We start from the raw sequence: 26,146 nt of genomic DNA, 5'->3' as shown, positions 1-26,146 counted from the left end.
GGTTGGCTGGTATATCGTCGAGGCAAAGCCCTCGCCTATCACCGGAGGTCCGCCATGGGCAACGTCGTCAAGTACGAGCGCACCCTGTTCGAACCCGAGCACGAGCTGTTTCGCGAGTCCTACCGCGCGTTTCTCGATCGGCACGTCGCGCCGTACCACGACCAGTGGGAGAAGGACAAGATCGTCGACCGCGGCGTCTGGCTGGAGGCCGGCAAGCAGGGCTTTTTGGGCATGGCGGTGCCCGAGGAGTACGGCGGGGGCGGCAACCCCGACTTCCGCTACAACGTCATCCTGACCGAGGAGACCACCGCGGGACGCTACAGCGGCCTGGGCTTCGGCCTGCACAACGACATCATCGCGCCGTACCTGCTCAACCTGACCAACGAGGAGCAGAAGCAGCGCTGGCTGCCGAAGTTCTGCACGGGCGAGATGATCACCGCGATCGCCATGACAGAACCTGGCACCGGCAGCGATCTGCAGGGCATCAAAACCAGGGCGGTCAAGCAGGGCGACCACTACATCCTCAACGGCGCCAAGACGTTTATCACCAACGGCATCAACGCCGACCTGGTGATCGTGGTCGCCCAGACCGACCCCGACAAAGGCGCGCAGGGCTTTTCGCTGTTGGTGGTCGAACGCGGCATGGGGGGCTTCGAACGCGGCCGTCACCTCGACAAGATCGGCCTGGACGCCCAGGACACCGCCGAGCTGTCGTTCACCGACGTGAAGGTGCCCGCCGAGAATCTCCTCGGTGAGGAGGGCATGGGCTTCATCTACCTGATGCAGAACCTGCCCCAGGAGCGGCTCAACATCGCCGTGATGGCCGCCGCCGCCATGGAGGCCGTGCTGACTGACACGCTGCAATATGCCAAGGAGCGCAAGGCTTTTGGCAAGCCGATCGGCAGCCAGCAGAACAGCCGATTCCTGTTGGCCGAATTGGCCACGGAGGCAACGGTCGTGCGCATCATGGTCGACGAGTTCATCAAGCTGCATCTCGAGGGCAAACTCTCCGCGGAACAGGCCGCGATGGCCAAGTGGTACTCCACCGAGAAGCAGGTCCACCTCATCGACCGCTGCCTGCAGCTGCACGGCGGCTACGGCTACATGCGGGAATACCCGGTTGCGCGGGCATATCTGGACGCCCGGGTGCAGACCATCTACGGCGGCACCACCGAGATCATGAAGGAGATCATCGGGCGTTCGCTGGGCGTGTAGAGACGCCACGGCGAAGGCCTCTCCGCAGCGCTGGGAAACCTTCGATATCGTGTCCTTCTGACCTAGGGCTGTACAACGCGCTAGTTTCAGGGGGGTCTTAGCGTCTCACGGGGAGGGTGCCCTGCTGATCACCACATTGGGCCGGGCAACAGCAGCGTTACTGGCTGCGATGGTCGCCTTTGCGCTGGCTCCCGTCGCGCTGGCAACGCCGGAATCTGATGCCGCGGATGTGATCACCCGGACCTACGACGGCAGCGGCGGCCCCGCCGGCCCGATGGGACCGCCCGACGGCGGCGTCTACCCGATCGGCGCCGGGTTCGGCCAGAACTACGCCGGCGGCAAGATCTTCTTCACGCCGGAAACGGGCGCGCATCTGATGGGCGGCGCGATCCTGGCCAAATACGAGTCGCTCGGCGGTCCCGCAGACAGCGACCTGGGTTTCCCGACGATCGATGAGGGACCCGGGCGGATCAGCCCGGAAAGCCGCAACAGCACCTTCAGCGCGTCCGACAAACCGGTCATCTTCTGGACTCCCGAAACCGGGGCCCACGTCGTGCGCGGCGCCATCAACGCGGCGTGGGACAAGCTCGGCGGGTCTGCGGGCCCGCTGGGTGTCCCCACCGAGGACGAGGTCTACAACGGCGACGCCGTCACACAGAAGTTCACCGGCGGCGAGCTGTCATGGAACCGCGTCAGCAAGAAATTCGCCACGGTGCCGCCGGAACTCGCCGGCCAGCTGGACGGACTGAACGTCCCCGAAGACGCCACGTCGGCGATCAACGCGGCGCGACGGGCGGCCGGCGGTGCGCTGGGTCCGCTGGGCGCCAAGCAGGGGCAGCAGTACGCGATCGGCAAGGACGGCGCAGGCCAGGATTTCGCCGGCGGCAAGATCTTCTACAGTCCGGCCACCGGCGCAAATGTCGTGACCGGTCAGGTCCTCAAGAAGTACGAGTCCGTCGGCGGGCCGGAAGGGGATCTGGGCCTTCCGATCAGCAGTGAAACCGACGGGGGGTGGAAGACAGGCAGCCGGGTCAGCGCATTCGCCGCCAAAGACAAGCCGGTCATCTTCTGGACGCCCGATTACGGGGCCTTCATCGTGCGCGGGGCGATGAACGCGGCGTGGACCAAGCTCGGCGGCGCCACGGGATCCATGGGACCGCCGGTGGCCGATCAAACCGAGGACGGCAACGTCGTCTCCCAGCGGTTCACCGGCGGCCAGATCTCGTGGGACAGACAGACCAACAAGTTCAGCACCGAACCCGCCAACCTCGCCGCGGGTCTGAGCGACCTGCAGGTGCCCGGCTACGAACCACCGGAGACGCCGGCGGCTCCCGCTTCGGCCGAGCCCGGCAAGCGCAACTGGTTCACGCCGTCGTGGTGGTGGCTGCTGGCCGGCATTCCGCTGGCGGTGCTGGTCGCGCTGGTGTTGGTGGCGACGCTGCGCAACCGCGGCGGCGGGCACGAGGAGTCGCTGGACGAAGGTTTCGACTTCGACACCGCCCGGGAGACGGCCGAGGCCGAGGAGCCGCGGTCGGCCGATGCCGATAGTGCCGGTGAGGACGACTCGACCGCGAAGCTGGCCGAAAGCTACGCCCGCCCACCGGGTTCGGAGCCATACGGGCTCGGCGGACTCGGCCGTTCGGACCAGGACCCGTTCGAGCGCGCCGAGGACGACAGCCACGATGTCGCCGACGAGTTCAGCGACCTCGAACCCGAACCCGACGAGTCCGACACCGCGCCGACACCCATCCCCACCGAAGAGGAGTTGAGCCCCGGTCGGCACGCGGCGATGGCGCTCGACGAGCCACGCGGCAACGGCGGCTATGACGCGGCAGGTGCCGGTGAGGCGGCCGCAGCGGCGGCGGCGGTGAGTGGTGCCGCGGGTCTGCACGAGGCGACATCTGACGACGTCGACGACGCCGAAGACGACGACGCCGACGACGCCGACGAGGACGATGTCGAAGAGGACACCACCGAAACCTCAGAGGCGCACACCGCAATTCACCTACCGCTGGATGATCCCTACCTGGCGCCCGACGGTTATCCGATCAAGGCCGACACCAGGTCGGGTCTGTACTGGCTGCCCGACGACGAGTACTACGACCACGTGCCCGCCGAGGTCTATTTCGTCAACGAGGATTTCGCCCGCGCCAACGGTTTCGTCAGACGGGACTAGCGGCCCCTAGATTTTGCGGATGACGGTGACGACCTTGCCGAGGATCGCCGCGTCGTTGCCCGGGATCGGGTCGAAGGCCGGGTTGTGTGGCATCAACCAGACCTGGCCGCGGGTGCGCTTGAACGTCTTGACGGTGGCCTCCCCGTCGATCATCGCCGCCACGATGTCGCCGTTGTCGGCGACGTTCTGCTGACGCACCACCACCCAGTCGCCGTCGCAGATGGCCGCGTCGACCATTGAGTCACCGACCACTTTGAGCAGAAACAGCGACCCTTCACCGACCAGTTCGCGGGGCAGCGGAAAGACGTCCTCGACGGCCTCCTCGGCCAGTATCGGGCCGCCCGCGGCGATGCGGCCGAGCACCGGCACGAACGTCGGTTCCGGCAACGCGTCGGAGCCGGCGACATCCGTGGTCACGATCGGCGTCACCACGTCGTCGGCGCTGCGCACGTCCACCGCGCGCGGCCGGTTCGGGTCTCGGCGCAGATAGCCCTTCCGTTCGAGTGTGCGCAGCTGGTGGGCGACCGATGACGTCGACGTCAGGCCCACCGCGTCGCCGATCTCACGGATGCTCGGCGGGTAGCCGCGCGTGCTGACCGAAGCACGGATCACCTCGAGGATGGTGCGCTGCCGCTCGGTCAGGCCGCTGTCACTACCGCGGCGGTTGTCGTTGCTGTCGGTGCCGACGGTGCCCTGCGCAGTGTCGGTGCGGTCGTCGCTCATGGCGCCGAATGTAGTCGGGAAACACCCGAGAATCAAACATGTGTTCGAGGTGTGTCGCGGTATGTCGCCGTTGTCGGTGACCCCCGGAAAACCCGGCGCCGATTCTTGTCGGTGGGCTGTTCTATCGTTTCGCAACAGTTCGATCACACGTTCTATTCATCGAACACATGATCGAGTACAGTTCGAACACAGGAGCGAACCGGTGGAGCGGAAGGCGAGGCGGATGACCGTTCTGGACAGCAGAGAAATCCTGGCAGGACCCCTGGCAGAGCCCTATGCGCGGCCCGTGCGGGTGCCGCAGCGGCCGGCCCGAATCCGGCCGCCTCACCGTGGCCCGCAGAACCGCCGCAGGCCCGCAGGGGCACCGCTGCGGTACCGCGGCACCGGCGTGCTGATGTCGCGTGCCTCGCACCGCAGGCGCCCCATCACCCCGGCCGCCACCGTGGGGCTGGCCCTGCTGGCCGCGCTGATCACGGTGTGGCTGGGCGTAATCGCCGAGTTCGGCGGTGTCGTCGGCGCCACCGATTCGCCGGCGCCGGTGCCCAACACGCTGGCCGTGGTTCAGGTCCAGGAGGGGGAGACGCTCGAGCACGTGGCCCATCGCGTGGCGCCCGATGCGCCCGTGGCCCACGTCGTCGACCGCATCCGGGAACTCAACCAGCTGGAGTCCGCGGCGCTGGACGCCGGGCGGACGCTGATCGCGCCCGTCGGCTGACCGGGCGGCGCGGCAAGTCATGCGGTACGAAACGCGATGCCGCACAACGGCGGTGGCCGTTGGACGGATCGGGCAGGGGCCAAACACCCGGAGGGTGGGTTCGCAGTGCGGTACAAAGGTAGGCTCGGAGGCGTTCGAGTTAGGTGTTTGTCGGCGCGGCGAAGGAGCAGTCATGCACTGTCCGTTTTGCCGTCATCCCGATTCCCGGGTCGTTGACTCCCGGGAAACCGATGAGGGTCAGGCCATTCGGCGCCGCCGATCCTGCCCGGAGTGCGGGCGTCGGTTCACCACGGTGGAGACGGCGGTGCTGGCCGTCGTCAAGCGCAGCGGCGTCACCGAGCCGTTCAGCCGCGAGAAGGTCATCCGCGGCGTGCGTCGTGCCTGCCAGGGCAGGCAGGTCGACGACGACGCCCTGAATCTGCTGGCGCAACAGGTGGAGGACACCGTGCGGGCCACGGGCTCGCCCGAGGTGCCCAGCCACGAGGTCGGGTTGGCGATTCTGGGGCCGCTGCGCGACCTCGACGAAGTCGCCTACCTGCGGTTCGCGTCGGTGTATCGGTCGTTCTCCTCCGCCGACGACTTCGAACGCGAAATCGCCGCGCTGCGCGCCCATCGCAAGGTCTCCACGTCGGGCTGACGGCCCGGCTGCGCCGACTGTGCGAAGGGCTCAGTCGATCTGCCGCGTCCCGTCGTTGACCACGCGCCCGGCGACCCGCACCCAGCCGTCCGGGCTCCACTGCGTCTGGATGATCGAACCCTTGCCCTGCACGATCGTGAGGTCGCGGCTGAGGTAGTCGGTGATTCGCACCGCCGCCGCGCCCGTCGCCTCGTCCTCGGGGATGCCGAGCCCGGGGGCGAACATCCGTGACCGGATCACGCCGGCGTCGCGGTCGGTCCACGTCCACAGATAGTTCTCGACGTCGTCGGGGTAGTCGTTCGGATCGGCGGCCAACAACTCGTCAACCGAGGACAGGTCGTGGATCGCGAACTCCGGCGCCCACTCGGCGCGCGCCCGCACCGCCGCCATGTCGCCGTCGTAGGTCACCTGCACCACCCCGGCGGGCACCCGCAACGTGTGCACCGGCGTGCCGATGTCGCGCAGCCACCACGACGCACCAACGGTGGGGTGTCCAGCGAACGGCAGTTCGGTTGCCGGTGTGAAGATCCGCGCGTGAGCAGTCGCCGTGCCGGGCTCGGGCAGGTCGACGAAAATCGTTTCGCTGTAACCCAGTTCGGTGGCAACGCGTTGTCGATCGCCGGGGGCCACCGTACTCGCATCGACCACACCGAGCGGATTACCGAACTTGCCGTCCTCATCGGTGAAGACGCGCAACACCGTCACATCGATTGCCATGGGCCGATGCTACGACGCAGACGACGAACGCCGGGTCAGGTGGCGCTGCGCTCGTCGGTGCCCATCGCGTCGAGAACCGCGACACGGGTGTCCACCGACCCGCTGATGGTGTTCTCGCTGGCGCCCGTGCGCAGCAGGCGGCGCAGCAGCTCCTGGTCGTAGACGGCAGGCTCGGTGGAATCGATGAAGCGCTCTACGACCTCGACGAACCGGTCCGGGTCGTCGTGGAACGGGAAGTGCCCGGAGCCCTCGAAGATCTCGAGTTGCGAGCCGGGCATCGCGGCGTACGCCAGCCGCGCGTGGCTGACAGGGATCACTGAATCACGCGAACCCCAGATCAATTGCACCGGAACCGATTCGGTCAGATAGCAGCGGTCCAGCATGGTCACCACCTGACCGCGCCAGTCGACGACCGCGCGCAGGGTCCTGGCGAACGCGGACGACGCGGTCGGCTCGGGCAGATCCTTGAGGATGCGCAGCATTTGGGGCAGGTCGCGGCCGAGGCCGGTGGACCCGATCGCGAAACCCGCGATGCGGCCCAGCGTCTGCACCGCGTCCAGGACCAGCGGCAGCCGCAGCAGTCCGAGCGCCTCGCTGCCCATCGGCAAGGAGGCGATCCGCAGCGCGAAATTGACGTCCTTGGTTACGCCGCCCGCGCCGACCAGGATCAGCCGCTCCACCAATTGCGGGAACTGGTAGGCGAACTGCATCGCGACACCGCCGCCGAGCGAGTGCCCGACGACCGTCACCCGGTCGATGTCGAGCACGCTGAGCAGGTCCCGCATGCCGTTGGCGTAGGCGGCCACCGAGTAGTCGGCGCGCGGCTTGTCCGACTTGCCGTGGCCGAGCAGATCCGGGGCGATCACGGTGAACCGCTGCGCGAGCGCGGACTGCACGGCGCTCCACGTGGTGGAGTTGTCGCCGATGCCGTGAATCAGCAGGATCGCCGGACCGGATCCGGCGATGCGGAACGCGCGCCGGTATCCGTGGATCGTGCGGTACTGCAGCGACGGCGTCACCTCCCGCACAGGACGAAGATTGGCCTTTCGTACGGTCATGGTCGCCAACCTCGTCGTCGGACAGGGGACGGCCTAATCGTCGTCCCTGTCTTGGAAGCCGTCTTTGCCCTTTTTCTCCCGGGCCTGCTGGGCGAGGAACCGTTCGAACTCGGCACCGAGTTCGTCGCCGCTGGGCAGATCCTCTCGCGCCAGCAACGACTGGTTCTCCTGCGCCGTGATGAAGGCATCGTACTGGCGCTCCAGCGCCTCCACCACTTGAGCGACTTCGGCGCTGGCGTTGACCTGCTCCTGCACCTTCTCGTGCACTTCGGCGGCCGCCTTGGACAGCGCGGCCAGCGGCAACTCCAGCTGACCCGACCGCGCGACCTCGCCGAGCAGCGCTTCGGCGGCCGCCGGGTAGTCGGTTTGGGCCAGGTAGTGCGGCACGTGCACGGTGAACCCGACTACATCGTGGCCGTGCTGGGCCAGGCGGTACTCCAACAGGTTGGACACGCTGGCGGGCACCTGCACCTCACCGACCCACGGCGTGTGGTCGGCGATCAGCTCCTTGTTGTTGGAGTGGGCGGTCAGCGTGATCGGGCGGGTGTGCGGCACCGCCATCGGAATGGTGCCCAGCCCGATGGTCTGGCGCACCCCGAGCCGCTCGGCCAGCAGCCGCACCGCGGTGATGAAGCGCTCCCAGCGCAGGTCCGGCTCCAGACCCGCGAGCAACAGGAACGGCGTACCGACGCTGTCGTGCAGCGCGTACAGGCTCAGCTCGGGTTCCTCGTAGTGGGTGAAGTGGTCGGTCTTGAACGTCATCAGGGGTCGCCGCGAGCGGTAGTCCAGCAGTTCGTCGATCGCGAACGACGCCACCAGCTCGGTGTCCAGGCTGTTCTTGAGGTGCTGGGCCGACAGCCGGATCGCGTGGCCGGCGTCCGAGAAACCTTCGAGGGCATGAATCATCACAGGTCCGCGGCCATCTGGCGACGACAGCTGCGGCGCAGGGAACTCGAGCTCATACATCCCACTCTGCTCGGGTTCGTAGCGCTGGTTGTGCTGGTCGTCCATGGCTCACCTCCTTCTACACCGCTGCCTCCAGTGTCTCATTCGCCAGCACGGAGGCTTCACGGTCTGGGTCCGTGTCCCGTATCCAGGCCTGTCTACGCCAACGTCTGGCCCGGCGTCGATGTGCCCGTCCAGCGGGTCCGTTTCGGGGCAATCGGGCAGGATTCGAATTATGCGGGTGCGGGCGGTGTTGGCGAGTGGGCTGCTCGCGCTGACCGTCGGCTGCGCCGGCGACCCGGATCCGGGCACCCATCCGAGCGGAGACTCGACCGCGGTGTCTGAGCAGGCGGTGGTGGAGAAGACCGCGACGCCGGTGCCGCCCGACCGCCGGGTCGGTGCGCTGTTTCTCGGGGCGGGCGATCTACACACCTGCAGCGCCGGCGTGCTCGATTCGGCAAGCGAAAACTTGATTCTCACCGCCGCCCACTGTGTCGTCGAAGGCATCGACACCACCTTCGTCGCCGGCTTCAAGGACAGCGCCGACGAGCCCGACATCTGGAAGGTGGATGCGGTGTTCCTCGACCCGCGATGGATCGACAGCCAGGATCCGTTGGCGGACTTCGCAATTCTGCGAGTGTCGCGCGACGGCGGCGGGTCGGTGCGGGCCGAAGCTGGCGGCGGCCTCGGGCTGGGGCCCTCGCCAAAGCCTGGGACGGCCGTCGAAGTCACCGGCTATCCGATGGGAGTCGGCGGAGGGCCGATCGGCTGCCGCGCCACGACGGAGATCACGCCGGAAGGCTTTCCGTCGCTGCCGTGCGAAGGGCTGGTCGGCGGGACCAGCGGCGCGCCGTGGGTCAGCGGGTCGACGATCATCGGGCTGACCGGCGGCCCGCACGGCGGCGGCTGCGACGAAAACCTGTCATTCTCACCGCCTTTCGACGACGCGGTGGTGGCGTTGCGCAACCGCGCGGAAGCGGGCGGGCCCGGCGACACGGCGCCGGCGGTGCTCGACGACGACTGCTAGGACCGGAACTGGTTGAGCGCCCGCAACTTGTTCATCACGTCGAGCGCCGCCACCTTGTACGCCTCCGAGAACGTCGGATAGTTGAAGACGGCGTCGACGAGGTATTCGACGGTGCCGCCGCATCCCATCACGGCCTGACCGATATGCACCAACTCGGTGGCGTTGGAGCCGAAGATGTGCACGCCCAACACCTTCAGGTCCTCGGTTGCCACCAACAGCTTGAGCATGCCGTACGAGTCGCCTGCGATCTGGCCGCGGGCCAGTTCGCGGTAGCGCGACACGCCGACCTCATACGGGATCGAGTCGCGGGTGAGGTCGACTTCGGTTGCGCCGCAATAGGACACCTCGGGAATGGAGTAGATGCCGATGGGCTGCAGGTCGGTCATGCCCTTGGCGGGCTCGCCGAACGCGTGGTAGGCCGCCAGCCTGCCCTGATCCATCGACGTGGCGGCGAGTGCGGGAAAGCCGATGACGTCGCCGACGGCGTAGATGTGGTCCACCTTGGTCTGGAACTGGTCGTCGACGAAAATGCGGCCGCGGCTGTCGACCTCGAGGCCGGCGTTTTCCACGTCGAGATGTTCGGTCTGGCCCTGGCGCCCCGCCGAATACATCACCGTCTCCGCCGGGATCTGCTTGCCGCTGGCCAGCGTCGTCACCGTGCCTGCCGAACCGACGTCCACGGCCGTCACTTCCTCGCCGAAGCGGAAGGTGACCGCCAGGTCGCGCAGGTGAAACTTCAGCGCCTCGACCACTTCCGGGTCGCAGAACTCCAGCATGTTCTCGCGCTTTTCCACCACGGTGACCTTGGTGCCCAGCGCGGCGAACATCGAGGCGTACTCGATGCCGATCACGCCGGCGCCGACCACCACCATCGACGACGGCAGTTGTTTGAGGTCCAGGATGCCGTCGGAGTCCAGCACCCGCTCCTCGTCGAACTCGACACCGGCGGGCCGAGCCGGTTTGGTGCCGGTGGCGATGACGATGAATTCGCCACGCACAGTTGTCTTTTCACCGCGGGACTGATCCTCGACGCAGATCCTGTGCGGATCCAGGAACCGGCCGTGGCCGGTGAACAGGTCGACCCGGTTGCGCATCAGCTGGCTGCGCACCACGTCCTGTTCCTTGTTGATGACGTGGGCGGTGCGCGACAACAGGTCGGCCGGGGTGATCTTCTCCTTGACCCGGTAGCTGGAGCCGTAGAGTTCCCGCTGACTCAGACCGGTCAGGTAGACCACCGCTTCGCGCAGGGTCTTGGACGGAATGGTGCCCGTGTTGACGCAGACACCGCCGAGCATCCTGCCTCGCTCGATGACGGCGACCGACTTGCCCAGCTTTGCCGCCGCGATGGCGGCCTTCTGACCGCCGGGACCCGAACCGATGACCACAAGGTCGTACTCCAGCTCCGAAGGCATAACAGAATCTCTACGCCGTTTGCGGCCGTCTCGCATGCCGACTCGGTCAATACCTGATGAACAATTCCGGCCCCGCCGCGCCGCCGCTGCCTCGACCGCGCGCCTGAAGGCACCCGAGAGCGCGCAATGAGACGATGAGGGCAATGATCAGCACGGTTCGGAAGGATCCGCGCGGAATATGGCTGTCCGCGGTCCTCGTGGTGACGGCGACGGCGTTGGTCGGCGGATGTACCCGAGTCGTCACCGGCACCGGCAGGGCCGCCGAGTCGGCCCCGACGCCCGCCGCGCCGGTCCGGGTGGCCGACCTGCTGATCGAGCCGTCACAGTTCCCGCCGCAGTACCCGGCTGCCGTCCTCGACCCCAGGGACACCGACAGGGTGGTCGCCGAAATCGACGGCGTCGCAGGTGGTTCGGACGTCACGCCGCCGGAGTGCGCGCCGCTGCCGGTGCTGGCGCCGCAGAAAGCGGCCGTACAGGGAGTCGACGACAACGGCGCCCGCCTCACCGTCACGGTCATCCGACCGGTGCCGTCGCTGCGTGCGCGAATCAGCCAGCTCGAGGAGTGTCCCTCGGTCACGGTCACGGGCGACGACGATTCCAGCCAGAAGGTGACCGTGAAGCTGACGCCGCCCCCGCCCGTGGACGCCGACGACGCCTACGCCGTCGACCAGACCGCATCAAAGCCCGCGGGTGGCGCAGCGCGGATGTTGACGCTGGTGGCGTTGGTGGGTGACGTGCGGGTGACGGCGTCCTGGCAGGGCGAAGACACCTCCGGGGCGGAACCGGACGCCGCCACCGACGCGCTCGACACGTTGTTCAGTGACGCGGTGCTCAAGGTGCGCCGCTTCGTGCCGCGGTAACCATCCCCAGTTGCGCGTTCATCCCCAAGTTTGCCGTCGCCGGCCCGCCACGTCACCCGAACGTCGGTCGAAGCGACAACGGTCGAGGCATGACGACATCGCGTTTCGACTTCCGCCTCAACCGACCCGGCGCGCTGATCGCGGCGCTGCCCGCGATTCTGGGCTTCGTTCCCGAGAAGTCCCTCGTCCTGGTCACCGCCGACGCCGGGGAGATGGGGTGTGTGATGCGGGTGGACCTCTCCGACGAGCTGCATGACTCGATCGATCATCTGGCGCAGGTGGCCGCGGCGGCCCACCCCGATGCCGCGATCGCGGTCGTGGTGGACGCCGACGGGGCGAACTGCCGGCTGTGCAACGACGAGTACCGGGAGCTGGGGGACCGACTGGCCGCCTGTCTGGCCGACCTGGAGGTCGAACTGCTCGACTTCCACGTCGTCGACCGGATCGCGCCGGGCGGGCGGTGGCATTGCCTCGACGGTGCGTGGGGCACCGTCGACGATCCCGGTGCCTCTCCTCTGGCAATGGCGGCCGTGTTGGACGGCCGCAGGCTCTACGCGCGTCGCGACGACCTTGCGCAGGTCATCGCGGTCACCGACCAGGCCGCCAGCGAGGCGTTGGCCGACGTCATTCGCGGGCTGGCCGACGGTGACGTCGACGCGGCGAGCGCCGTCCGGCAGGCCATGTCGGCGGCCGCGCAGGTGGCAGACGGCGACGAGCTGGCCGGTCCGGCGATGGCCGAACTCGCGCATGCCCTGACCGACCCGCAGGTGCGTGACACCCTGTACGCGCTTGCGGTGGGGGACAAGGCCGCACAGGCCGAGTCGCTGTGGGCGGCGATGTGCCGGGCGCTGCCGGCGCCGTGGCGGGTCGAGGCGCTGGTGCTGCTGGCGTTCTCCGCCTACGCGCGCGGCGACGGGCCGCTGGCCGGGGTGTCGCTGGAGGCGGCGCTGCGCTGCGACCCGAGCCACCGGATGGCAGGCATGCTCGATCGGGCCCTGCATTCGGGGATGCGACCCGAGGAGATCCGCCAACTCGCCGCGACCGGCTACCGGCTCGCCAAGAAGCTCGGCGTCGAACTACCCAAACGCAGAAGCTGGGGTAGGCGAGCGGGCTAGACGCCGCGGAAGTGGTGGCGGCCCGTCAGCGGGACGGTCAGACCTTCTCGACCTTGACGGCGTGGGCCATCTCGTGCGGCAGCTCCACCTGCTCGTGGCCGGGGATGACGATCATGACGCCGCTGTTGGGGCCCGCTTCGACGGTCACGCGGGCGTTCGGCACCACGCCGGCCTCCTTCAGCCGGGCGATCAGGCTGACGTCGCCCTGCACGTGCTCGGTCAGCTGGCGCACCACCACGGCGACGGGGAAGCCTGCGGGCAGCTCGGTCAGCCGGACCAGGTTGCGGTCCTCGGAGGCCATGGCGTCGTCGACGCCCAGCTCCGCCAGCCCCGGGATGGGGTTACCGAACGGGGAGACGGTCGGGTTGTCGAGCACCTGCACGAGGCGACGCTCCACGTCCTCGCTCATCACGTGCTCCCAGCGGCAGGCTTCGGCGTGGACCTCCTCCCACGGAAGTCCGATCACGTCGACCAGCAGACGCTCCGCGAGCCGGTGCTTGCGCATGACCGCGATGGCCAGCGCGCGGCCCTTCTCGGTCAGCTCGAGATGTCGATCACCGGCGACGTGCAGCAGCCCGTCGCGCTCCATCCGCGACACCGTCTGGCTGACGGTCGGGCCGCTCTGCTCGAGACGCTCGGCGATTCGGGCACGCAGCGGCACCACGCCCTCTTCCTCGAGGTCGTAGATGGTCCGCAGATACATCTCGGTGGTATCGACTAGATCGTTCATAACCAACCCTTCGTCACGCCAAAGTCTACCGTCCTAGCTGGGCGGATAGGGCAGCTACATGTTCGGCGTGTAGCAAAAGACCCGCCGGCGTGCACCGGCGGGTCTTTCACGAAATCAGCCGCTAACTGGCGTAGGAGCGCAGGCGATCGGCACGCTCGCCGTTGCGCAGCTTGGCCATGACCTCACGCTCTATCTGGCGGACCCGCTCGCGGGACAACCCGAAGAGTTTGCCGATCTGGTCGAGCGTGCGGGGCTGGCCGTCGTCGAGGCCGAACCGCAGGCGAATCACCTGCTGTTCGCGCTCGTCGAGGGTGGCCAGCACGTACCGGATGTCGGTGTGCAGCAGCTCGGAGATGACGGCGTTCTCGGCCGACATCGCCTCGGCGTCTTCGATGAAGTCGCCCAGCGGGGCCTCCTCATCGGTGCCGACGGGCATGTCGAGGCTCACCGGATCGCGGCTGTGCTCCAGCAGATCGGTGATCTTCTCGACGGGGATGCCCGACTCGGCGGCCAGTTCCTCGTCGGTGGCCTCCCGGCCGAGGTTCTGGTGCATTTCGCGCTTGATCCTGGCCAGCTTGTTGACCTGCTCGACGAGGTGCACCGGCAGCCGGATGGTGCGGCTCTGGTCGGCCATGCCGCGGGTGATCGCCTGGCGGATCCACCACGTGGCATAGGTGGAGAACTTGAAGCCCTTGGTGTAGTCGAACTTCTCCATCGCGCGGATCAAACCCAGGTTGCCTTCCTGGATCAGGTCCAGCAGCGGCATACCACGGCCGGTGTAACGCTTCGCCAGGGAGACCACCAGGCGCAGATTCGCCTCGAGGAGATGGCGACGGGCAGCCTCGCCGTCGCGCACGACCGCCTCAAGATCACGTTTGCGGTTCTCTCCCAAGCGCTTCCGTGTCTCCAGCAGATGCTGCGCGTAAAGGCCTGCCTCGATGCGCTTCGCGAGTTCCACCTCATCTGCGGCGTTGAGCAAAGCCGTTTTGCCGATGCCGTTCAGGTACACGCGCACCAGATCAGCGGCTGGACTCTGCGCGTCCAGATCTTGGTCAACGCGGCTTATCGTGGCATTTGCCATCAGGGCCTCCTGCTCGGCTCGAACTGTCAAGACTTTCAACGCTCAATTGCGCTGAAGAGTTCCCACGAACCGGCCGGTTCACACACGTTGATCAGCGGTTTTGCGCCGACGACCTGAGAATCGTCTGAGAATACGTCTAGACGCTGCTCAGGAAGGGAAATCGTCTATCGGGGCGGTGCCGTCGTGTTGCGGTGCCCCCTGCGGTCGCTGCTCGATCGCCGGCCGCTCCGCGGTCGGGAACAGCGGTGTGCGCCTGGCGGCATAGCGCCGCGGCTCTTCGGCGCTGCGCGGCGGCCGGTCATTGGCGATCAGCACGGCGATCCAAGGCAAAGGCACCGACACGACGATGATCGCCAGCGAGATGAGCCCGTTCTCCCACACCCCGTAGGCGATGGCGGCGAGCACCAATGCGGGGATCCGGAACGCCATCAACGTGAGGTACTTGCGTACCCGCGCGCGGTGCTGTTCTTCATAGGCGGGTGCGGCGGCGGTGATGAGGACGGGACGTCCGTCGTCGTCGAAACCCAGCTGTGGGCCGTGTTTCATACCTCCACTGTTTCACATTCGCCGGTGTCTGAACCGAGCGGTTTCTAACGGGTCTGTCGCCAGGCACAATGAAGGCATGCAGACCGAGACCATCGAGCGCACCGACGTCGACGAACGCGTCGACGATGGAACCGACAACGACACCCCGAAGTACTTCCACTACGTCAAGAAGGACAAGATCGCCGAGAGCGCCGTCATGGGGACGCACGTGGTCGCGTTGTGCGGTGAGGTCTTCCCGGTGACCAAGGCCGCCAAGCCCGGGTCGCCGGTGTGCCCGGACTGCAAGAAGATCTACGACCGGCTCAAGAAGTAGACGGCTCGCCCTTCGCCGCCGCGGGCGCGGTCGTCGCCTGCGGCGCCGAATCGCCGGGGGAATCGCCGCCGGAGTCGCCGGACGAGTTGCCGTTGAGCGACACCCGCGACTCGGCGGTTTTGCTTCCCAGCCACTGCCGCAGCCGCGTGGCGTGGGTGGTCGGCGCGGGCCATTCCTCCTCGATGGCGGCGTTGAGCTCGGCGCCCAGCATGATCGCGAAGCCCAGAAAGAACGCGAACAGCAGGAACGCGATCGGCGTGGCCAGCGCGCCGTAGGTGTAGCCGGTGGTGGTGATCCACGTCAGATAGACCCGCAGCCCGTACGTCGCGATCAGGAAGACGATGGCGGCCAGCAGCGATCCGTAGATCAGCCGATGCGACGGCAGCGGCTTGGGCAGCGACACCCGGTAGAGGATGCCCACCGCGATCACCAGAGCGAGAAACAACACCGGGTAGTAGCCATACTGCAGGATGTGATCCCAGCTGTCCGGGATGTACTCGGCGATCTTGCGCGGCCCCAGCGCGACGAATGGGGCGGCGGCGATGACGCCGATCAGCATCACCACGTACAACCCCAGCGCGTAAAACCGCTGGCGCACCGGATGCCGCAGCGGCGTCTGGTCGTGGGCTTCGGTGATCGAGTCGACGAACGCCGAGATCGCCGACGACCCCGCCCACAACGAGATGACGAACCCGATCGAGACGACCTCACCGCGCGCGCCTCGCACGATGTCGCGCACCGTCGGCTCGATGATCTCGTTGACGACGTTGGGCGAGAAAAACCGCGACGCGGTGCCGATCAACTGGTCCTCGATCGTCGGCAGCGTGTCCGGCCCGAACATCGGCGCGATGTAGGCAAGGCTGCCGAGCATCCCCAACAACAGTGGCGGTAACGACAGCGCAGACCAGAAAGCCGCCTGCGCGGACTCAGAGAAGATCGAATCGTCCCAGCTTTTCGACAGCGTCCGCTTCGTAATGTGCCAGATGTGATGGCGCGACACCGGAGGCTGGTCACTCATGACCAGTCCAGCATTCCTGACGTAGCGTCGTCGTACCCAGGCTGGGGGTTATCGGGTTAGGCGTCGACCGGTTCCGATGGGCTGACTTCCAGCACTGCCGCCAACTCAACAAGCTTGGCCTCGTGTTCGTTGGCGTGATGCTGGCAAAACAGCAACTCGCCTCCCGACGGTAACTTCGCCCGAACGCGAGCAGCGGCGCCGCAACGATCGCAGCGATCAGCCCGGGTCAGTGGCGGACTGGTCAGAGTTGCGTTCATGGCTCCTCCGCATCTGCTCGTGTGGTGCCGGGTTAATACCCGCTTTGGCGCATCTCCACTCTCTCAGACGTATTCGGTTTGAGCGTTGTTCCCCGGCCGTACCCGGGTGTGTCGTTTTTCACGGCTAGCGAAGTTGCCGACCGTGCACGCTGAAGAGATGCTTCTGCACATCTGTGCCATTGACGACTGGCGCCTTGCCCAGGAGCGCGGCGAGCACCGCCCGTCGTCGCTCGATGACGTTGGCTTCATCCACCTTTCCGCCCCTGACCAGGTGCATCTGCCCGCCAATCGGCTCTACGCCGGCCGCACCGATCTGATGCTGTTACATGTCGACCCCGACCGGTTGACCGCTCGCGTGCGGTGGGAGCCGGGCGTACCCACCGATCCGGCGTCGATGCTCTTCCCGCATTTGTATGGACCGCTGCCGATCGCGGCTGTGAGCAGTGTCACGCCCTACCTGCCGGGGCCGGACGGCTCGTTCGCGCCGCTGGACTTGTCCGGCACGTAGGCGTCGGCCTCGATCTCGACCATCAACTCCGGCGACACGAGCGCCGACACCTCCACCAGCGTGGCCGCAGGCCGGATGTCGCCGAACACCTCGGCGTGCACGGCCCCCACCTCCCGCCACCGGGAGATTTCGGTGACAAACATCCGGGTCCGGATCACATCGGTCAACGACGCGCCTGCCTCGGCGAGTGCGATCTCTATGCGTCGCAACGCATTTCGCGTCTGATCGGCGATCGTGTCACCCGCGGCGGTGGTGCCGGACACCGCGACGTGGGGTCCGATGCGCACCGCACGCGAGTATCCGACCACTTTTTCGAACTCGGATCCCGACGAGACGTTGAGGCGAGGACTCACCGTTACAAAATTACTGCGGAGTGTCGCCTCGGCGAAGCGCCACTCCCTACACTGACCCACCGTGAGCATTCTGGTGGGTTTCGCGCCCTGGATCGTTTACTGGGTGCTGGTCGGCAATGTGCCCTTCGAGACCGCCGTGCTGGTCGCGCTTGCGGTCGCGGTGGCGTCGTTCGTGATCGGGCGGATGAAGGGCACACCGGGCCGAACCCTGGAGGTCGGGGCCATGGCTGTCTTCGTCGTGCTGGCGATCCTGACGTTCACGGTGAGCCAGACGTTCATGGAGCAATGGATGCAGCCGCTGAGCAACGCCGGCATCTTCCTGGTGGCGCTGGGCAGCCTGCTGGCCGGTCGGCCGTTCGTGCGGGAGTTCGCCGAAGTCGACCAGCCCGAAGAGGTGATCGAGAGCGATACGTTCAAGCGCATCACCACGCTGCTGACCTGGATCTGGATCGCCGCGTTCGGCGGCATGACGGTGTCGTCGATGATCCCGCCGATCGTCTACGGCGAGGCAACGATTCTCGACACCAGGACGCCGCTGTCGTTCGTCTGCTACTGGGTCATCCCGTTCACGCTGCTTGGCCTGGCGGCGCTGGCATCGCGAGTGTTACCGGAGAGGATGGCGCCCGGCGACGACGAGGTGCGCAAGACATCCTTCGTCACGTTCGCCGAAGCCGAGATCGACCAGTTGATGTATGCGGCCACCGAGGCGGTCAAACGCGAAGTCGGGCCCAACAAGGAGCCGTACGACATTCGCATCGGCAGCAAGGGCGTCCCGCTGTCTTCCGACGAGACCCGCGAATCATGGCCTGCCACATACAAAGTGCGCCCCAAGAAGAAGTGATGGCGCAACATGAGCGCCGACAAACGCTCTGCCGCAACGCATTTGCGGGCTGACGACGAGTTGTACTGTTCACGGTTATTGTCGCAGTCGTCAACCTTTGCGAGCTCGTTGACTTCCACCCTTCGCTGGCAGTTGGCTTAGTGCATTGGTAGCAAAGGGGAGGGGCGGCGATGCCGATACTTGCCAATTTTCGTGGGGTTTGGCGCGCGCTGGTCTGCACCGGCGTCGTTTGCTCGGCGGCGTTGGCGGCCGCGCCGTCGGCGGTCGCGAAGTGGGCAACCGACGAGCCGTGCGTCTCGTCGAGCGGTACTGCGCTGAAGAACCAGTACGGCTACTCGGTCGCGGTCGTCACGTCCGACTGCACCCAGCTCGCGGCGGGCGAGCGGTGGGCGGTGTCGGTCCCGTGGATCATGGCCGACGCATTCGACCAGAAGCCGCCGGGTTTTGCCACCGATTACCCCACGCCGACGGCCGACTTCCGGGGCAAACTCAAGTCCGTCGAATACATCGTTGACGGAGGCGCCGGTTCCGGATTCAACCGGTCGTTTCCCGCCGACAACAAGATCTGGGTGGGCCAGCTTCCCGAAGCGCCCGGCCTGCCTGCCATCAACACCTCGAATCTTGGCGCGCTGAACCCGCTGCCGGTCGGGCGACACGTCGCCGAGGTGTATTGGAAGCTGTCCGGCCCGGTGTGCGACGGATTCTCCGCCGACCAGGGCACCAGTTGTCTGCCCGCGGGGGATCTTCTGGTCAAGCGAGTCGCGTTCGACGTGGTCGGCTGACTCAACGCGCGTCCGACATCCGCCGAAATCTAGGGAATCACCCTATATCTTGGCTGCTCGCGCGTTGTTAGCGTCCGCTCATGTCTTCCTCGTACGGCAAGAAACTCACGGGCGGCGCAGTGGTGGTCGCCGCGGCCACGCTTCTGGGAAGCCCCGCACCCGCCCACGCCTATCCGCCCGCTCCGCTTGCACCGAATGCGTGCGCGGGCTACCAGTTTCCCGGCGGGGAAGTCGTTTTGCACTATCCGAACATCGGCGAGACGAAGTTCTCCACCGTCGCCGGCGGCACGCACGTTGACACAAAGGGCACCACGTTCTATCCCAACGGGACGAGCATGCCCGGCACCGTGGTCGGCGACATCAACGGCAACAAGATCCACCTGGAGGTCAGCCGTCAGGGCAGCGGCCGCTCCTATACGCCGTTGGTCCTCGACGGCGCGGTGGGCGGCGACGACAGGGGACATGGCAGCTACACGTTCCGTGACGGCGCCGACTCGGGTACGTGGGACAGCCTCACCGCGTTCAAATGTGTGCCCGCGCCACCGCCACCGCCGCCGGCGGCCCCTCCGGAGGAACCCAAGCCGGTCGTGGCCGAGCAGCCTGCTCCTGCAGAGGCCCCGCCACCTGCAGAACGCGCTCCGGCACCGGAGCCGGCAGCCGACGACGCACCGCCGCCGAATGGCCCTTGTATCCCGAACCCGTTCGGCCTGAACTTCCCCGGAGCGTGCTGAGGCGGTCTAGTCGAGGTAGTCGCGCAAGACCTGAGAACGGCTGGGGTGCCGCAACTTTGACATCGTCTTGCTCTCGATCTGCCGTATGCGTTCGCGCGTGACGCCGTACACCTGGCCGATCTCGTCGAGTGTGCGCGGCTGGCCGTCGGTCAGGCCGAACCGCAACCGGACCACGCCGGCTTCGCGCTCCGACAGCGTCTCCAACACCGACTGCAGCTGATCCTGCAGCAGCGTGAACGACACCGCGTCGACGGCGACGACGGCCTCGGAGTCCTCGATGAAATCGCCTAGCTGCGAGTCACCTTCATCGCCGATGGTCTGATCGAGGGAGATGGGCTCACGCGCGTACTGCTGAATCTCCAGCACTTTTTCGGGCGTGATGTCCATTTCCTTGGCGAGCTCCTCAGGGGTGGGCTCGCGGCCCAGATCCTGAAGCAGCTCACGCTGAATGCGGCCGAGCTTGTTGATGACCTCGACCATGTGCACCGGGATGCGGATGGTGCGGGCCTGGTCGGCCATCGCGCGGGTGATCGCCTGACGGATCCACCAGGTGGCATACGTGGAGAACTTGTAACCCTTGGTGTAGTCGAACTTCTCGACCGCGCGGATCAGGCCGAGGTTGCCTTCCTGGATCAGGTCGAGGAACGCCATGCCGCGGCCGGTGTAGCGCTTGGCCAGCGACACCACCAGACGCAGATTCGCTTCCAGCAGATGGTTTTTCGCTCGATCGCCGTCGCGGCAGATCCACATCATGTCGCGGCGCTGCGCGGCGGGCAGCTTCTCGCCCCGCTCGGCCATCTCGTTGAGCAACTGCGTGGCGTACAGACCTGCTTCGATGCGCTTGGCGAGCTCGACCTCTTCTTCGGCGTTGAGCAGCGCCACCTTGCCGATCTGCTTGAGGTAGGCGCGCACCGAGTCGGCCGATGCGGTGAGTTCGGCGTCCTTGCGAGCCTGCCGCAGCGCCTCGGATTCCTCTTCGTCCCAGACGAAGTCGCCCGACGCCTTGTCCTTCTCGCTGGGCTCGGCGATCTCCTCGTCGTCGGCGACCACGTCCTCGGCGGGCTCTTCGGCCTTCACGTCGATGTCGGCCTCGTCTTCCGCCTCGTCGTCGGTCTCGTCCGTCTCGTCCTCGGCCGCGACGTCGTCGTCAGCCAGCTCCTCGAGATCGAGGTCCTCCTCGACCAGGTTCTCGGGCTCGCCGTCGAGTTCGTCGGTGGTCTCGAGGTCGTCGTCTTCGACGAGGTCGGCCTTGGCCGTCGGCTCGGGCGAGGTGGCCTTCTTGGCGCGACTACGCGATGATGCGCCGTCTGCCTTCGCCGACCCGGCCCGGGATTTGCTCGCCTTGGCAGGCTTGCTCGCAGCGCGCCCCTTGGCCGCCGGCTTCTCGGTCTTGCCGACCGCCTTCGTGGCGCGCTTGGCGGGCGCCGACCCATTGGCGCTCTTGGCTGCCGTGGCCTTCTTCGCAGTAGTCTTGGTAGCGGTGCGCTTCACCGACTTTGTGGCTGCCGGGCTTGCCTTTGTCGCTGCCACGTCACCCTTTCGGTCCTGGGGATTCCGATGGTCTCGGGGGCATGCACCATCGAAAAGCGTCTTCTATGTCGAATGTGGCGTTGATACCTTCTCGGTTACTTCGCCGCTTCTCCGGTGCGGCCGCCGACGACCATTGTAACGACAGTGTTGGATAACGCTGCGCCGTGCGGCAAATTGACACACCGCAATCCGTGTTTCCAGCAATTGTGACGTGTGCTACTTGGCAGTAGCAGTGACGTCCACGTCGGCGGCCATCGCGGCACCGACGATGCCCGCGGTGTTCTGCAGGGTGGCGGCAACGATGGGCGTGCGGATCTTCAGCAGCGGAATCCATTTGTCGGCTTTGCGGCTGATCCCGCCGCCGGCGATGAACAGGTCGGGCCAGATTGCGTTTTCGATCGCGACGAGCACCTTGGTGACCTCTTTGGTCCAGCGCTCGTAGCTCCACTTCTTGGCCTCCTTGACCGACGAGGCGGCCCGGTGTTCGGCTTCTTTGCCGCCGACTTCGAGGTGGCCGAACTCCGTGTTCGGCAGCAACACGCCGTTGTGAATCACCGCCGAACCGATCCCGGTGCCGAATGTCAGCAACACAATCACGCCCGTGTTGTCGCGGCCCGCGCCGAACTTCTCCTCGGCCAGGCCCGCCGCGTCGGCGTCGTTGAGAACCGTCACCGGTTGCCCGTCCAGTTGCCTGCTGAAGAACTCCGCGGCGTTGCAGCCGATCCAGCCCTTGTCGACGTTGGCGGCGGTGCGCACGATGCCGTCGGTGACCACGCCGGGGTAGGTGACGCCGACCTTCTCGGTCCAGCCGAACTCGCGGACGACGGCGGCGACGGTCTTGCTGACCGCCTCGGGGGTGGCCGGCTTCGGGGTGGCGATCTTGAATCGTTCGCCGATCAGCTTGCCGGTGTCGAGGTCGACGATGCCGCCCTTGACGCCGCTGCCGCCCACGTCAACGCCGAATCCCCGGTGTTGCGGAGCACCGTTGGTGCTGGGCTCGGCGGCGGGCGTGTCGGTAGCGGTCATGTGCCCACACACTAGTAGCTCCGAAGCCCTTAAGTGGGCGTGCTGCGCAACCGGTGCCAACAACTTGTGTTGCGATGAACCGGTGGAAAGTCTCGAGCAGGACCCGGTGGAATTGCGCTCGGTCGCCGAGCGCCTGGCGGTCGAAGCGGCCGACTTCGTGCGGCGGCGCAGGGAAGAGGTGTTCACGGACGCGCCGGAATCGGGCGGACCGGCGGTGCGCACCAAGAGCTCCCCGACCGACCCGGTGACCATCGTCGACACCGAAACCGAACGGCTGGTGCGCGATCGGCTCGCCGAACTGCGACCGGGCGAGCATGTCCTCGGCGAGGAGGGCGGGGGCGCGCCGCGGGAGTCCGCGGGCGCGGTCACCTGGGTGGTCGACCCGATCGACGGCACCGTGAACTTCGTCTACGGGTTGCCCGCCTACGCCGTGTCGGTGGCCGCCCAGGTCGACGGCCGATCGGTGGCGGGCGCCGTCGCCCACGTCGCCGAAGGCTCGCTGTATTCGGCAGCACTGGGTCACGGTGCTCAGCTGCGCCGCGGCACCACGACCACGCCGCTGCGCTGCAGCGACGTCGGCGATCTGTCAATGACGTTGGTGGGCACCGGTTTTGCCTACGACCCGGATCTTCGTCAGCGCCAGGCGGCGGTGCTGGCGACGCTGCTGCCGCGGGTCCGCGACATCCGTCGGTTCGGCTCGGCGGCGCTGGACCTGTGCCACGTTGCCGCGGGCCAACTCGACGCCTACTACGAGGAGAACCTCAACGTGTGGGACTGGGCGGCGGGCGCGCTGATCGCGGCGGAGGCCGGTGCGCGGGTGCGGCTACCGGCTCCCAGCGGAGCGGTCGGCGGCGGCGGGACGGTGGTGGCCGCCGCGCCGGGCGTCGAAGCCACGCTGACCAGCGCACTGCGCGACGCGGGCGTCGGCTAACGGAAGATGTTGTGCCGCAGCGCTATCGGTCAGCAGGTTCCGCTGTGGATCTTCGACAGCAGTGCCGGGTCGGCGGGCTGAGTGGCGTCGGGCCGCAGGCTGGACAGCACCGCGTCGATGTCGTCGTTGCGCGCCAACTCGTTGAACTCGGTGCCGATCGCCAGATCCACGGTGTCGTCGGGCCGTTCGTCCTGATACAGCTCGACGCACGGGGCGACCAGCCACACCGCCGCGGCGGCCGCCCTGCCGTTGGGCCCGAACCGGATCTGGCCCTGGCACGCCAGCCGGTTGTTGGCATAGAGCGGGTCGTTCTCGGCGACCGGCTCGGCGAACCCGAGGTCGCGCAACTGACTGGCCACGTCGGCGGCCTGCCCACCCCGGCCGCTGGCGTTGAGGACGCGGACCTTGGTGTCGACGAGATGGGCGGGGCTGACCTCCGTCATCGACGCGCGGTTGACCTGTTCGCCCAGCTTGGGCAGGGCCGGGTCGTTGGGTGTATTTGCCGGCGGATTGCAGGCCACGGGCTCGGCGACGTCGACCGGCCGGTTCAGCGCCATCACCCAGATGGTCATCGTCGCCACCGCCAGCACCGCGAACATCAGGATCCCGGGCAGGTAGTTGCGCCGGCGGAAGGGCCGACCGTGTCTGTCGAACGCCGTGCCCTGGGTGATTTGTGCGACCACCCCTGCACTCTAAAACTCTCGGTGTCGGCCCCCGGCGCCGGTCAGCAAGCTATTGTGACGTAAATCACACTTGTTCAGACTGCAATATGGGCACGAATCGTTTGGCGCAAGCGTTCGACGCTGGTACAAAGCTCTGTCGCAAGGTTCACGGAGGGGACAAAGATGGCTACCGACTACGACGCCCCACGGCGCACCGAGACCGACGACGTTTCCGAGGACTCGCTTGAGGAACTGAAGGCTCGGCGCAATGAAGCTCAATCAGCCGTAGTGGACGTCGACGAGTCAGAAACCGCCGAAAGCTTCGAACTGCCTGGTGCCGACCTGTCCGGGGAGGAACTGTCGGTGCGGGTGATCCCGAAGCAGGCTGACGAGTTCACCTGCTCGAGCTGCTTTTTGGTGCACCACCGCAGCCGGCTCGCCAGCGAGAAGAACGGCGTGATGATCTGCTCTGACTGCGCCGCCTAGAGCGCACGTCAGTGGCGGGAAGCGCGGCTCAGCTGCGCAGCGCGGCCAACACCCGTTCCGGGTGGCGGCTACTGATGAGCCAGTACGGCGTCGGATCGTCCGGGTCGTCGAGGACGACCAACACCATAGGACCAACCCAGGCCCGGTGCACGACGTATGCGGCCGGATCCAGCTGGCGCCCGAGGGCGGCGGATTTGGCTGACCGCGGCACCTCGGCCGACCGAGAGATCACGCTGACGGGCAGGTGCGCGTCACCGACCCACAGTTCGGTCTCCTGGTCGGGACCGGTGCCGGACACCACCCGCACCTCGGTTCTGCCGAACCACACCAGCACGACAGCGGCCACGGGCAGCAGCACGGCGTAGGGCACCCAGTCGGGCAGGCTGCGAACTCCCATGTTCACCTCGACGGCGATGAGCGCGGCCAGGCCCAGGCCGGGCGGCCACCACCACCACGGCACCCGAAGCCGCTCGGAATACCGCACGACTTGTGGTGCTGCGCGCGTGTCTGACACGTGGCCAAGGGTAATCTCAGCCTCGTGTCCACCCCTTTGGCAGTAGTGCGCCTAGACCGCGATTTGCCGATGCCCAGCCGTGCCCACGACGGCGACGCCGGCATCGATCTGTTCAGTGCGATCGACGTCACGCTGGCGCCCGGCCATCGCGCTCTCGTGCCGACGGGCATCGCGGTGGCCATTCCGCACGGGATGGTGGGGTTGGTGCATCCGCGGTCGGGATTGGCTGCGCGCGTGGGACTTTCGATCGTCAACAGCCCGGGGACGATCGACGCCGGCTACCGCGGCGAGATCAAGGTGTCGCTGATCAACCTGGATCCCGAGGAGCCCATCGTCGTGCACCGGGGCGATCGGATCGCTCAGCTGCTGGTGCAGCGAGTGGAGTTGCCTGAGCTGGTCGAGGTGACCTCGTTCGACGAGGCGGGCTTGGCGGGCACTACCCGTGGCGAGGGCGGCTACGGTTCTTCCGGCGGACATGCGAGTTTGTGATGGCTATGGGAAAACACGCCAAAGACGACGATTTCGACGACGACGAGGCCGTGCAGGTCGAGTCGGACTTCGGTGACGACGAGCTGGACGGCCCGTTCGACATCGACGATTTCGACGATCCGGAAGCGGCCAAGGTGGCGCGGCTGGATCTCGGTTCGGTGCTCATTCCGATGCCCGCTGCCGGGCAAGTGCAAGTCGAGCTCACCGAGGGCGGTGCGCCGAGCGCGGTGTGGGTCGTCACACCCAACGGCCGCTTCACCGTCGCGGCCTATGCCGCGCCGAAGACGTCGCCGCTGTGGCGTGAGGTCGCCAGTGAGCTGGCCGAGTCGCTGCGCAAGGAAGCCTCCGAGGTGCGCATCGAGGACGGGCCGTGGGGGCGCGAGGTGGTCGGCGCCGCGCAGGGCGGAGTGGTGCGTTTCATCGGCGTCGACGGCTACCGCTGGATGATCCGCTGTGTGGTCAACGGGCCGGCCCAGACCATCGATGCGCTCAGTGAGGAAGCCCGAGAAGCGTTGGCGGACACGGTCGTTCGGCGCGGCAACACCCCGTTGCCGGTGCGCACGCCGCTGCCAATCCAGCTGCCGGAGCCGATGGCACGGCAATTGCAGGCCGCCGCCGAACAGGCCGCGCAGCAACAGGCCGCACAGCAGCAGCAACAACAGCCGCCGCCGCAGCCGGCCGCGCGCCGCAGCGAGCACGGAACGGCCATGCAGCAGTTGCGCACCATCACCGGCGGCTGACGCACAGC

General features: G+C 67.0%; 31 protein-coding genes. 16 read left to right on the top strand and 15 right to left on the bottom strand.

Going from position 1 to position 26,146, the window contains the following annotated elements:
• Positions 1 to 54 precede the first annotated feature (54 nt).
• Positions 55 to 1,215: an acyl-CoA dehydrogenase family protein gene (locus tag CQY20_RS18850; RefSeq protein WP_097941605.1), complete on the top strand. Its 1,161-nt coding sequence runs from the start codon at positions 55 to 57 to the stop codon at positions 1,213 to 1,215.
• Positions 1,216 to 1,384: 169 nt separating this feature from the next.
• On the top strand, positions 1,385 to 3,391 hold the full coding sequence (locus tag CQY20_RS18845; protein WP_097941604.1) for an LGFP repeat-containing protein: 2,007 nt from the start codon (positions 1,385 to 1,387) through the stop codon (positions 3,389 to 3,391).
• A 6-nt stretch (positions 3,392 to 3,397) separates the two neighbouring features.
• Here the strand turns inward: CQY20_RS18845 and lexA are convergent, their stop codons facing one another.
• Complete coding sequence (gene lexA, locus CQY20_RS18840; RefSeq protein WP_097941603.1) at positions 3,398 to 4,114, bottom strand: transcriptional repressor LexA; 717 nt, start codon at positions 4,112 to 4,114, stop codon at positions 3,398 to 3,400.
• A 223-nt stretch (positions 4,115 to 4,337) separates the two neighbouring features.
• Here lexA and CQY20_RS18835 point away from each other — a divergent pair, with 223 nt between their 5' ends.
• Both CQY20_RS18835 and nrdR read left to right on the top strand, forming a co-directional pair.
• Positions 4,338 to 4,829: a LysM peptidoglycan-binding domain-containing protein gene (locus CQY20_RS18835; protein ID WP_097941633.1), complete on the top strand. Its 492-nt coding sequence runs from the start codon at positions 4,338 to 4,340 to the stop codon at positions 4,827 to 4,829.
• Positions 4,830 to 5,001: 172 nt separating this feature from the next.
• Positions 5,002 to 5,466 (top strand): transcriptional regulator NrdR, encoded by a 465-nt coding sequence (gene nrdR / locus CQY20_RS18830; protein WP_097941602.1) that lies wholly within the window; start codon positions 5,002 to 5,004, stop codon positions 5,464 to 5,466.
• 30 nt (positions 5,467 to 5,496) lie between these two features.
• Here the strand turns inward: nrdR and CQY20_RS18825 are convergent, their stop codons facing one another.
• The 3 genes from CQY20_RS18825 to CQY20_RS18815 are packed head-to-tail and all read right to left on the bottom strand — an operon-like array spanning position 5,497 to position 8,252.
• A complete protein-coding gene (locus tag CQY20_RS18825) occupies positions 5,497 to 6,183 on the bottom strand; it encodes a PhzF family protein (RefSeq protein WP_097941601.1) in 687 nt (228 codons plus the stop codon).
• Between the two features lie 35 nt (positions 6,184 to 6,218).
• Positions 6,219 to 7,241, bottom strand: coding sequence for an alpha/beta fold hydrolase (locus CQY20_RS18820; protein ID WP_097941600.1), 1,023 nt, complete (start codon positions 7,239 to 7,241; stop codon positions 6,219 to 6,221).
• 33 nt (positions 7,242 to 7,274) lie between these two features.
• The gene (locus CQY20_RS18815; protein WP_097941599.1) at positions 7,275 to 8,252 is read right to left on the bottom strand and encodes a proteasome assembly chaperone family protein; all 978 of its coding nucleotides are present in this window, start codon (positions 8,250 to 8,252) and stop codon (positions 7,275 to 7,277) included.
• Positions 8,253 to 8,421: 169 nt separating this feature from the next.
• Between CQY20_RS18815 and CQY20_RS18810 the strand changes: the two genes are divergently transcribed.
• Positions 8,422 to 9,213, top strand: a complete 792-nt coding sequence (locus tag CQY20_RS18810; RefSeq protein WP_097941598.1) for a trypsin-like serine peptidase — start codon at positions 8,422 to 8,424, stop codon at positions 9,211 to 9,213.
• Here the strand turns inward: CQY20_RS18810 and sthA are convergent.
• On the bottom strand, positions 9,210 to 10,625 hold the full coding sequence (sthA, locus tag CQY20_RS18805) for a Si-specific NAD(P)(+) transhydrogenase (RefSeq protein WP_097941597.1): 1,416 nt from the start codon (positions 10,623 to 10,625) through the stop codon (positions 9,210 to 9,212). The genes CQY20_RS18810 and sthA overlap by 4 nt on opposite strands.
• 143 nt (positions 10,626 to 10,768) lie before the next feature.
• Between sthA and CQY20_RS18800 the strand changes: the two genes are divergently transcribed.
• Positions 10,769 to 11,485, top strand: a complete 717-nt coding sequence (locus CQY20_RS18800) for a hypothetical protein (RefSeq protein WP_097941596.1) — start codon at positions 10,769 to 10,771, stop codon at positions 11,483 to 11,485.
• An 89-nt stretch (positions 11,486 to 11,574) separates the two neighbouring features.
• Positions 11,575 to 12,600, top strand: coding sequence for a DUF4192 domain-containing protein (locus CQY20_RS18795; RefSeq protein WP_097941595.1), 1,026 nt, complete (start codon positions 11,575 to 11,577; stop codon positions 12,598 to 12,600).
• 37 nt (positions 12,601 to 12,637) lie between these two features.
• Here the strand turns inward: CQY20_RS18795 and CQY20_RS18790 are convergent, their stop codons facing one another.
• From CQY20_RS18790 to CQY20_RS18780, 3 genes are all read right to left on the bottom strand, one after another.
• Positions 12,638 to 13,330: an iron-dependent transcriptional repressor DtxR gene (locus CQY20_RS18790; protein WP_097941594.1), complete on the bottom strand. Its 693-nt coding sequence runs from the start codon at positions 13,328 to 13,330 to the stop codon at positions 12,638 to 12,640.
• A gap of 121 nt (positions 13,331 to 13,451) precedes the next feature.
• On the bottom strand, positions 13,452 to 14,414 hold the full coding sequence (sigB, locus tag CQY20_RS18785) for a sigma-70 family RNA polymerase sigma factor SigB (protein ID WP_371871087.1): 963 nt from the start codon (positions 14,412 to 14,414) through the stop codon (positions 13,452 to 13,454).
• A gap of 144 nt (positions 14,415 to 14,558) precedes the next feature.
• Positions 14,559 to 14,957 carry a DUF3099 domain-containing protein gene (locus CQY20_RS18780; RefSeq protein WP_097941592.1) on the bottom strand — a complete coding sequence of 133 codons (399 nt, stop codon included), beginning with the start codon at positions 14,955 to 14,957 and terminating at the stop codon, positions 14,559 to 14,561.
• A gap of 76 nt (positions 14,958 to 15,033) precedes the next feature.
• On the opposite strand from CQY20_RS18780, the gene CQY20_RS18775 reads away from it, so the two are divergent.
• Entirely contained in the window at positions 15,034 to 15,270 is a 237-nt protein-coding gene (locus CQY20_RS18775) for a DUF3039 domain-containing protein (RefSeq protein WP_097941591.1), read from the top strand.
• On the opposite strand, the gene CQY20_RS18770 is transcribed toward CQY20_RS18775, so the two are convergent.
• Both CQY20_RS18770 and CQY20_RS18765 read right to left on the bottom strand, forming a co-directional pair.
• A complete protein-coding gene (locus CQY20_RS18770; protein ID WP_097941590.1) occupies positions 15,260 to 16,288 on the bottom strand; it encodes a YihY/virulence factor BrkB family protein in 1,029 nt (342 codons plus the stop codon). The genes CQY20_RS18775 and CQY20_RS18770 overlap by 11 nt on opposite strands.
• A 56-nt stretch (positions 16,289 to 16,344) precedes the next feature.
• Complete coding sequence (locus CQY20_RS18765; protein WP_097941589.1) at positions 16,345 to 16,545, bottom strand: DUF7455 domain-containing protein; 201 nt, start codon at positions 16,543 to 16,545, stop codon at positions 16,345 to 16,347.
• Between the two features lie 157 nt (positions 16,546 to 16,702).
• On the opposite strand from CQY20_RS18765, the gene CQY20_RS18760 reads away from it, so the two are divergent.
• The gene (locus CQY20_RS18760; protein ID WP_097941632.1) at positions 16,703 to 17,053 is read left to right on the top strand and encodes a DUF952 domain-containing protein; all 351 of its coding nucleotides are present in this window, start codon (positions 16,703 to 16,705) and stop codon (positions 17,051 to 17,053) included.
• Here CQY20_RS18760 and CQY20_RS18755 read toward each other — a convergent pair.
• Positions 16,999 to 17,406 (bottom strand): RidA family protein, encoded by a 408-nt coding sequence (locus tag CQY20_RS18755; protein WP_234816310.1) that lies wholly within the window; start codon positions 17,404 to 17,406, stop codon positions 16,999 to 17,001. The genes CQY20_RS18760 and CQY20_RS18755 overlap by 55 nt on opposite strands.
• Before the next feature lie 61 nt (positions 17,407 to 17,467).
• On the opposite strand from CQY20_RS18755, the gene CQY20_RS18750 reads away from it, so the two are divergent.
• The 3 genes from CQY20_RS18750 (at position 17,468) to CQY20_RS18740 (ending at position 19,760) form a co-directional block, all read left to right on the top strand.
• Complete coding sequence (locus CQY20_RS18750; RefSeq protein WP_097941588.1) at positions 17,468 to 18,247, top strand: hypothetical protein; 780 nt, start codon at positions 17,468 to 17,470, stop codon at positions 18,245 to 18,247.
• Positions 18,248 to 18,417: 170 nt separating this feature from the next.
• Positions 18,418 to 19,029: a hypothetical protein gene (locus CQY20_RS18745; protein WP_097941587.1), complete on the top strand. Its 612-nt coding sequence runs from the start codon at positions 18,418 to 18,420 to the stop codon at positions 19,027 to 19,029.
• 80 nt (positions 19,030 to 19,109) lie between these two features.
• Positions 19,110 to 19,760 carry a hypothetical protein gene (locus tag CQY20_RS18740; protein WP_097941586.1) on the top strand — a complete coding sequence of 217 codons (651 nt, stop codon included), beginning with the start codon at positions 19,110 to 19,112 and terminating at the stop codon, positions 19,758 to 19,760.
• Positions 19,761 to 19,766: 6 nt separating this feature from the next.
• On the opposite strand, the gene CQY20_RS18735 is transcribed toward CQY20_RS18740, so the two are convergent.
• Positions 19,767 to 21,290, bottom strand: a complete 1,524-nt coding sequence (locus tag CQY20_RS18735; RefSeq protein ID WP_097941585.1) for an RNA polymerase sigma factor — start codon at positions 21,288 to 21,290, stop codon at positions 19,767 to 19,769.
• 216 nt (positions 21,291 to 21,506) lie between these two features.
• Positions 21,507 to 22,316 (bottom strand): polyphosphate--glucose phosphotransferase, encoded by an 810-nt coding sequence (ppgK, locus tag CQY20_RS18730; RefSeq protein WP_097941584.1) that lies wholly within the window; start codon positions 22,314 to 22,316, stop codon positions 21,507 to 21,509.
• Positions 22,317 to 22,398: 82 nt separating this feature from the next.
• Between ppgK and CQY20_RS18725 the strand changes: the two genes are divergently transcribed.
• Positions 22,399 to 23,247 (top strand): inositol monophosphatase family protein, encoded by an 849-nt coding sequence (locus CQY20_RS18725; protein ID WP_174814639.1) that lies wholly within the window; start codon positions 22,399 to 22,401, stop codon positions 23,245 to 23,247.
• A 29-nt stretch (positions 23,248 to 23,276) separates the two neighbouring features.
• Here CQY20_RS18725 and cei read toward each other — a convergent pair whose 3' ends face one another.
• The gene (gene cei, locus CQY20_RS18720) at positions 23,277 to 23,930 is read right to left on the bottom strand and encodes an envelope integrity protein Cei (protein WP_097941582.1); all 654 of its coding nucleotides are present in this window, start codon (positions 23,928 to 23,930) and stop codon (positions 23,277 to 23,279) included.
• A gap of 162 nt (positions 23,931 to 24,092) precedes the next feature.
• On the opposite strand from cei, the gene CQY20_RS18715 reads away from it, so the two are divergent.
• Entirely contained in the window at positions 24,093 to 24,395 is a 303-nt protein-coding gene (locus CQY20_RS18715) for a DUF4193 domain-containing protein (RefSeq protein WP_046366510.1), read from the top strand.
• 28 nt (positions 24,396 to 24,423) lie between these two features.
• Here the strand turns inward: CQY20_RS18715 and CQY20_RS18710 are convergent, their stop codons facing one another.
• A complete protein-coding gene (locus tag CQY20_RS18710; protein WP_097941581.1) occupies positions 24,424 to 24,909 on the bottom strand; it encodes a DUF3093 domain-containing protein in 486 nt (161 codons plus the stop codon).
• Positions 24,910 to 24,933: 24 nt separating this feature from the next.
• Between CQY20_RS18710 and dut the strand changes: the two genes are divergently transcribed.
• Entirely contained in the window at positions 24,934 to 25,398 is a 465-nt protein-coding gene (gene dut, locus CQY20_RS18705) for a dUTP diphosphatase (RefSeq protein ID WP_097941630.1), read from the top strand.
• Positions 25,395 to 26,138, top strand: a complete 744-nt coding sequence (locus CQY20_RS18700; protein ID WP_371870988.1) for a DUF3710 domain-containing protein — start codon at positions 25,395 to 25,397, stop codon at positions 26,136 to 26,138. The genes dut and CQY20_RS18700 overlap by 4 nt, the downstream gene beginning before the upstream one ends.
• The last annotated feature ends 8 nt before the right edge of the window (positions 26,139 to 26,146 follow it).

Source organism: Mycolicibacterium agri, from assembly GCF_002553505.1.
Taxonomy (GTDB): Bacteria; Actinomycetota; Actinomycetes; order Mycobacteriales; family Mycobacteriaceae; genus Mycobacterium; species Mycobacterium agri.
The sequence above is the reverse complement of the archived record's forward strand: the minus strand, read 5'-3'. Positions and strand labels throughout refer to the sequence as shown.

Excerpts from the sequence above, each read along its gene's own strand:
- CQY20_RS18850 (WP_097941605.1), top strand. The coding sequence starts at position 55 with ATGGGCAACGTCGTCAAGTACGAGCGCACCCTGTTCGAACCCGAGCAC.
- CQY20_RS18845 (WP_097941604.1), top strand. The coding sequence starts at position 1,385 with ATGGTCGCCTTTGCGCTGGCTCCCGTCGCGCTGGCAACGCCGGAATCT.
- lexA (WP_097941603.1), bottom strand. The coding sequence starts at position 4,114 with ATGAGCGACGACCGCACCGACACTGCGCAGGGCACCGTCGGCACCGAC.
- CQY20_RS18835 (WP_097941633.1), top strand. The coding sequence starts at position 4,338 with ATGACCGTTCTGGACAGCAGAGAAATCCTGGCAGGACCCCTGGCAGAG.
- nrdR (WP_097941602.1), top strand. The coding sequence starts at position 5,002 with ATGCACTGTCCGTTTTGCCGTCATCCCGATTCCCGGGTCGTTGACTCC.
- CQY20_RS18825 (WP_097941601.1), bottom strand. The coding sequence starts at position 6,183 with ATGGCAATCGATGTGACGGTGTTGCGCGTCTTCACCGATGAGGACGGC.
- CQY20_RS18820 (WP_097941600.1), bottom strand. The coding sequence starts at position 7,241 with ATGACCGTACGAAAGGCCAATCTTCGTCCTGTGCGGGAGGTGACGCCG.
- CQY20_RS18815 (WP_097941599.1), bottom strand. The coding sequence starts at position 8,252 with ATGGACGACCAGCACAACCAGCGCTACGAACCCGAGCAGAGTGGGATG.
- CQY20_RS18810 (WP_097941598.1), top strand. The coding sequence starts at position 8,422 with ATGCGGGTGCGGGCGGTGTTGGCGAGTGGGCTGCTCGCGCTGACCGTC.
- sthA (WP_097941597.1), bottom strand. The coding sequence starts at position 10,625 with ATGCCTTCGGAGCTGGAGTACGACCTTGTGGTCATCGGTTCGGGTCCC.
- CQY20_RS18800 (WP_097941596.1), top strand. The coding sequence starts at position 10,769 with ATGATCAGCACGGTTCGGAAGGATCCGCGCGGAATATGGCTGTCCGCG.
- CQY20_RS18795 (WP_097941595.1), top strand. The coding sequence starts at position 11,575 with ATGACGACATCGCGTTTCGACTTCCGCCTCAACCGACCCGGCGCGCTG.
- CQY20_RS18790 (WP_097941594.1), bottom strand. The coding sequence starts at position 13,330 with ATGAACGATCTAGTCGATACCACCGAGATGTATCTGCGGACCATCTAC.
- CQY20_RS18780 (WP_097941592.1), bottom strand. The coding sequence starts at position 14,957 with ATGAAACACGGCCCACAGCTGGGTTTCGACGACGACGGACGTCCCGTC.
- CQY20_RS18775 (WP_097941591.1), top strand. The coding sequence starts at position 15,034 with ATGCAGACCGAGACCATCGAGCGCACCGACGTCGACGAACGCGTCGAC.
- CQY20_RS18770 (WP_097941590.1), bottom strand. The coding sequence starts at position 16,288 with ATGAGTGACCAGCCTCCGGTGTCGCGCCATCACATCTGGCACATTACG.
- CQY20_RS18765 (WP_097941589.1), bottom strand. The coding sequence starts at position 16,545 with ATGAACGCAACTCTGACCAGTCCGCCACTGACCCGGGCTGATCGCTGC.
- CQY20_RS18760 (WP_097941632.1), top strand. The coding sequence starts at position 16,703 with ATGCTTCTGCACATCTGTGCCATTGACGACTGGCGCCTTGCCCAGGAG.
- CQY20_RS18745 (WP_097941587.1), top strand. The coding sequence starts at position 18,418 with ATGCCGATACTTGCCAATTTTCGTGGGGTTTGGCGCGCGCTGGTCTGC.
- CQY20_RS18740 (WP_097941586.1), top strand. The coding sequence starts at position 19,110 with ATGTCTTCCTCGTACGGCAAGAAACTCACGGGCGGCGCAGTGGTGGTC.
- ppgK (WP_097941584.1), bottom strand. The coding sequence starts at position 22,316 with ATGACCGCTACCGACACGCCCGCCGCCGAGCCCAGCACCAACGGTGCT.
- CQY20_RS18715 (WP_046366510.1), top strand. The coding sequence starts at position 24,093 with ATGGCTACCGACTACGACGCCCCACGGCGCACCGAGACCGACGACGTT.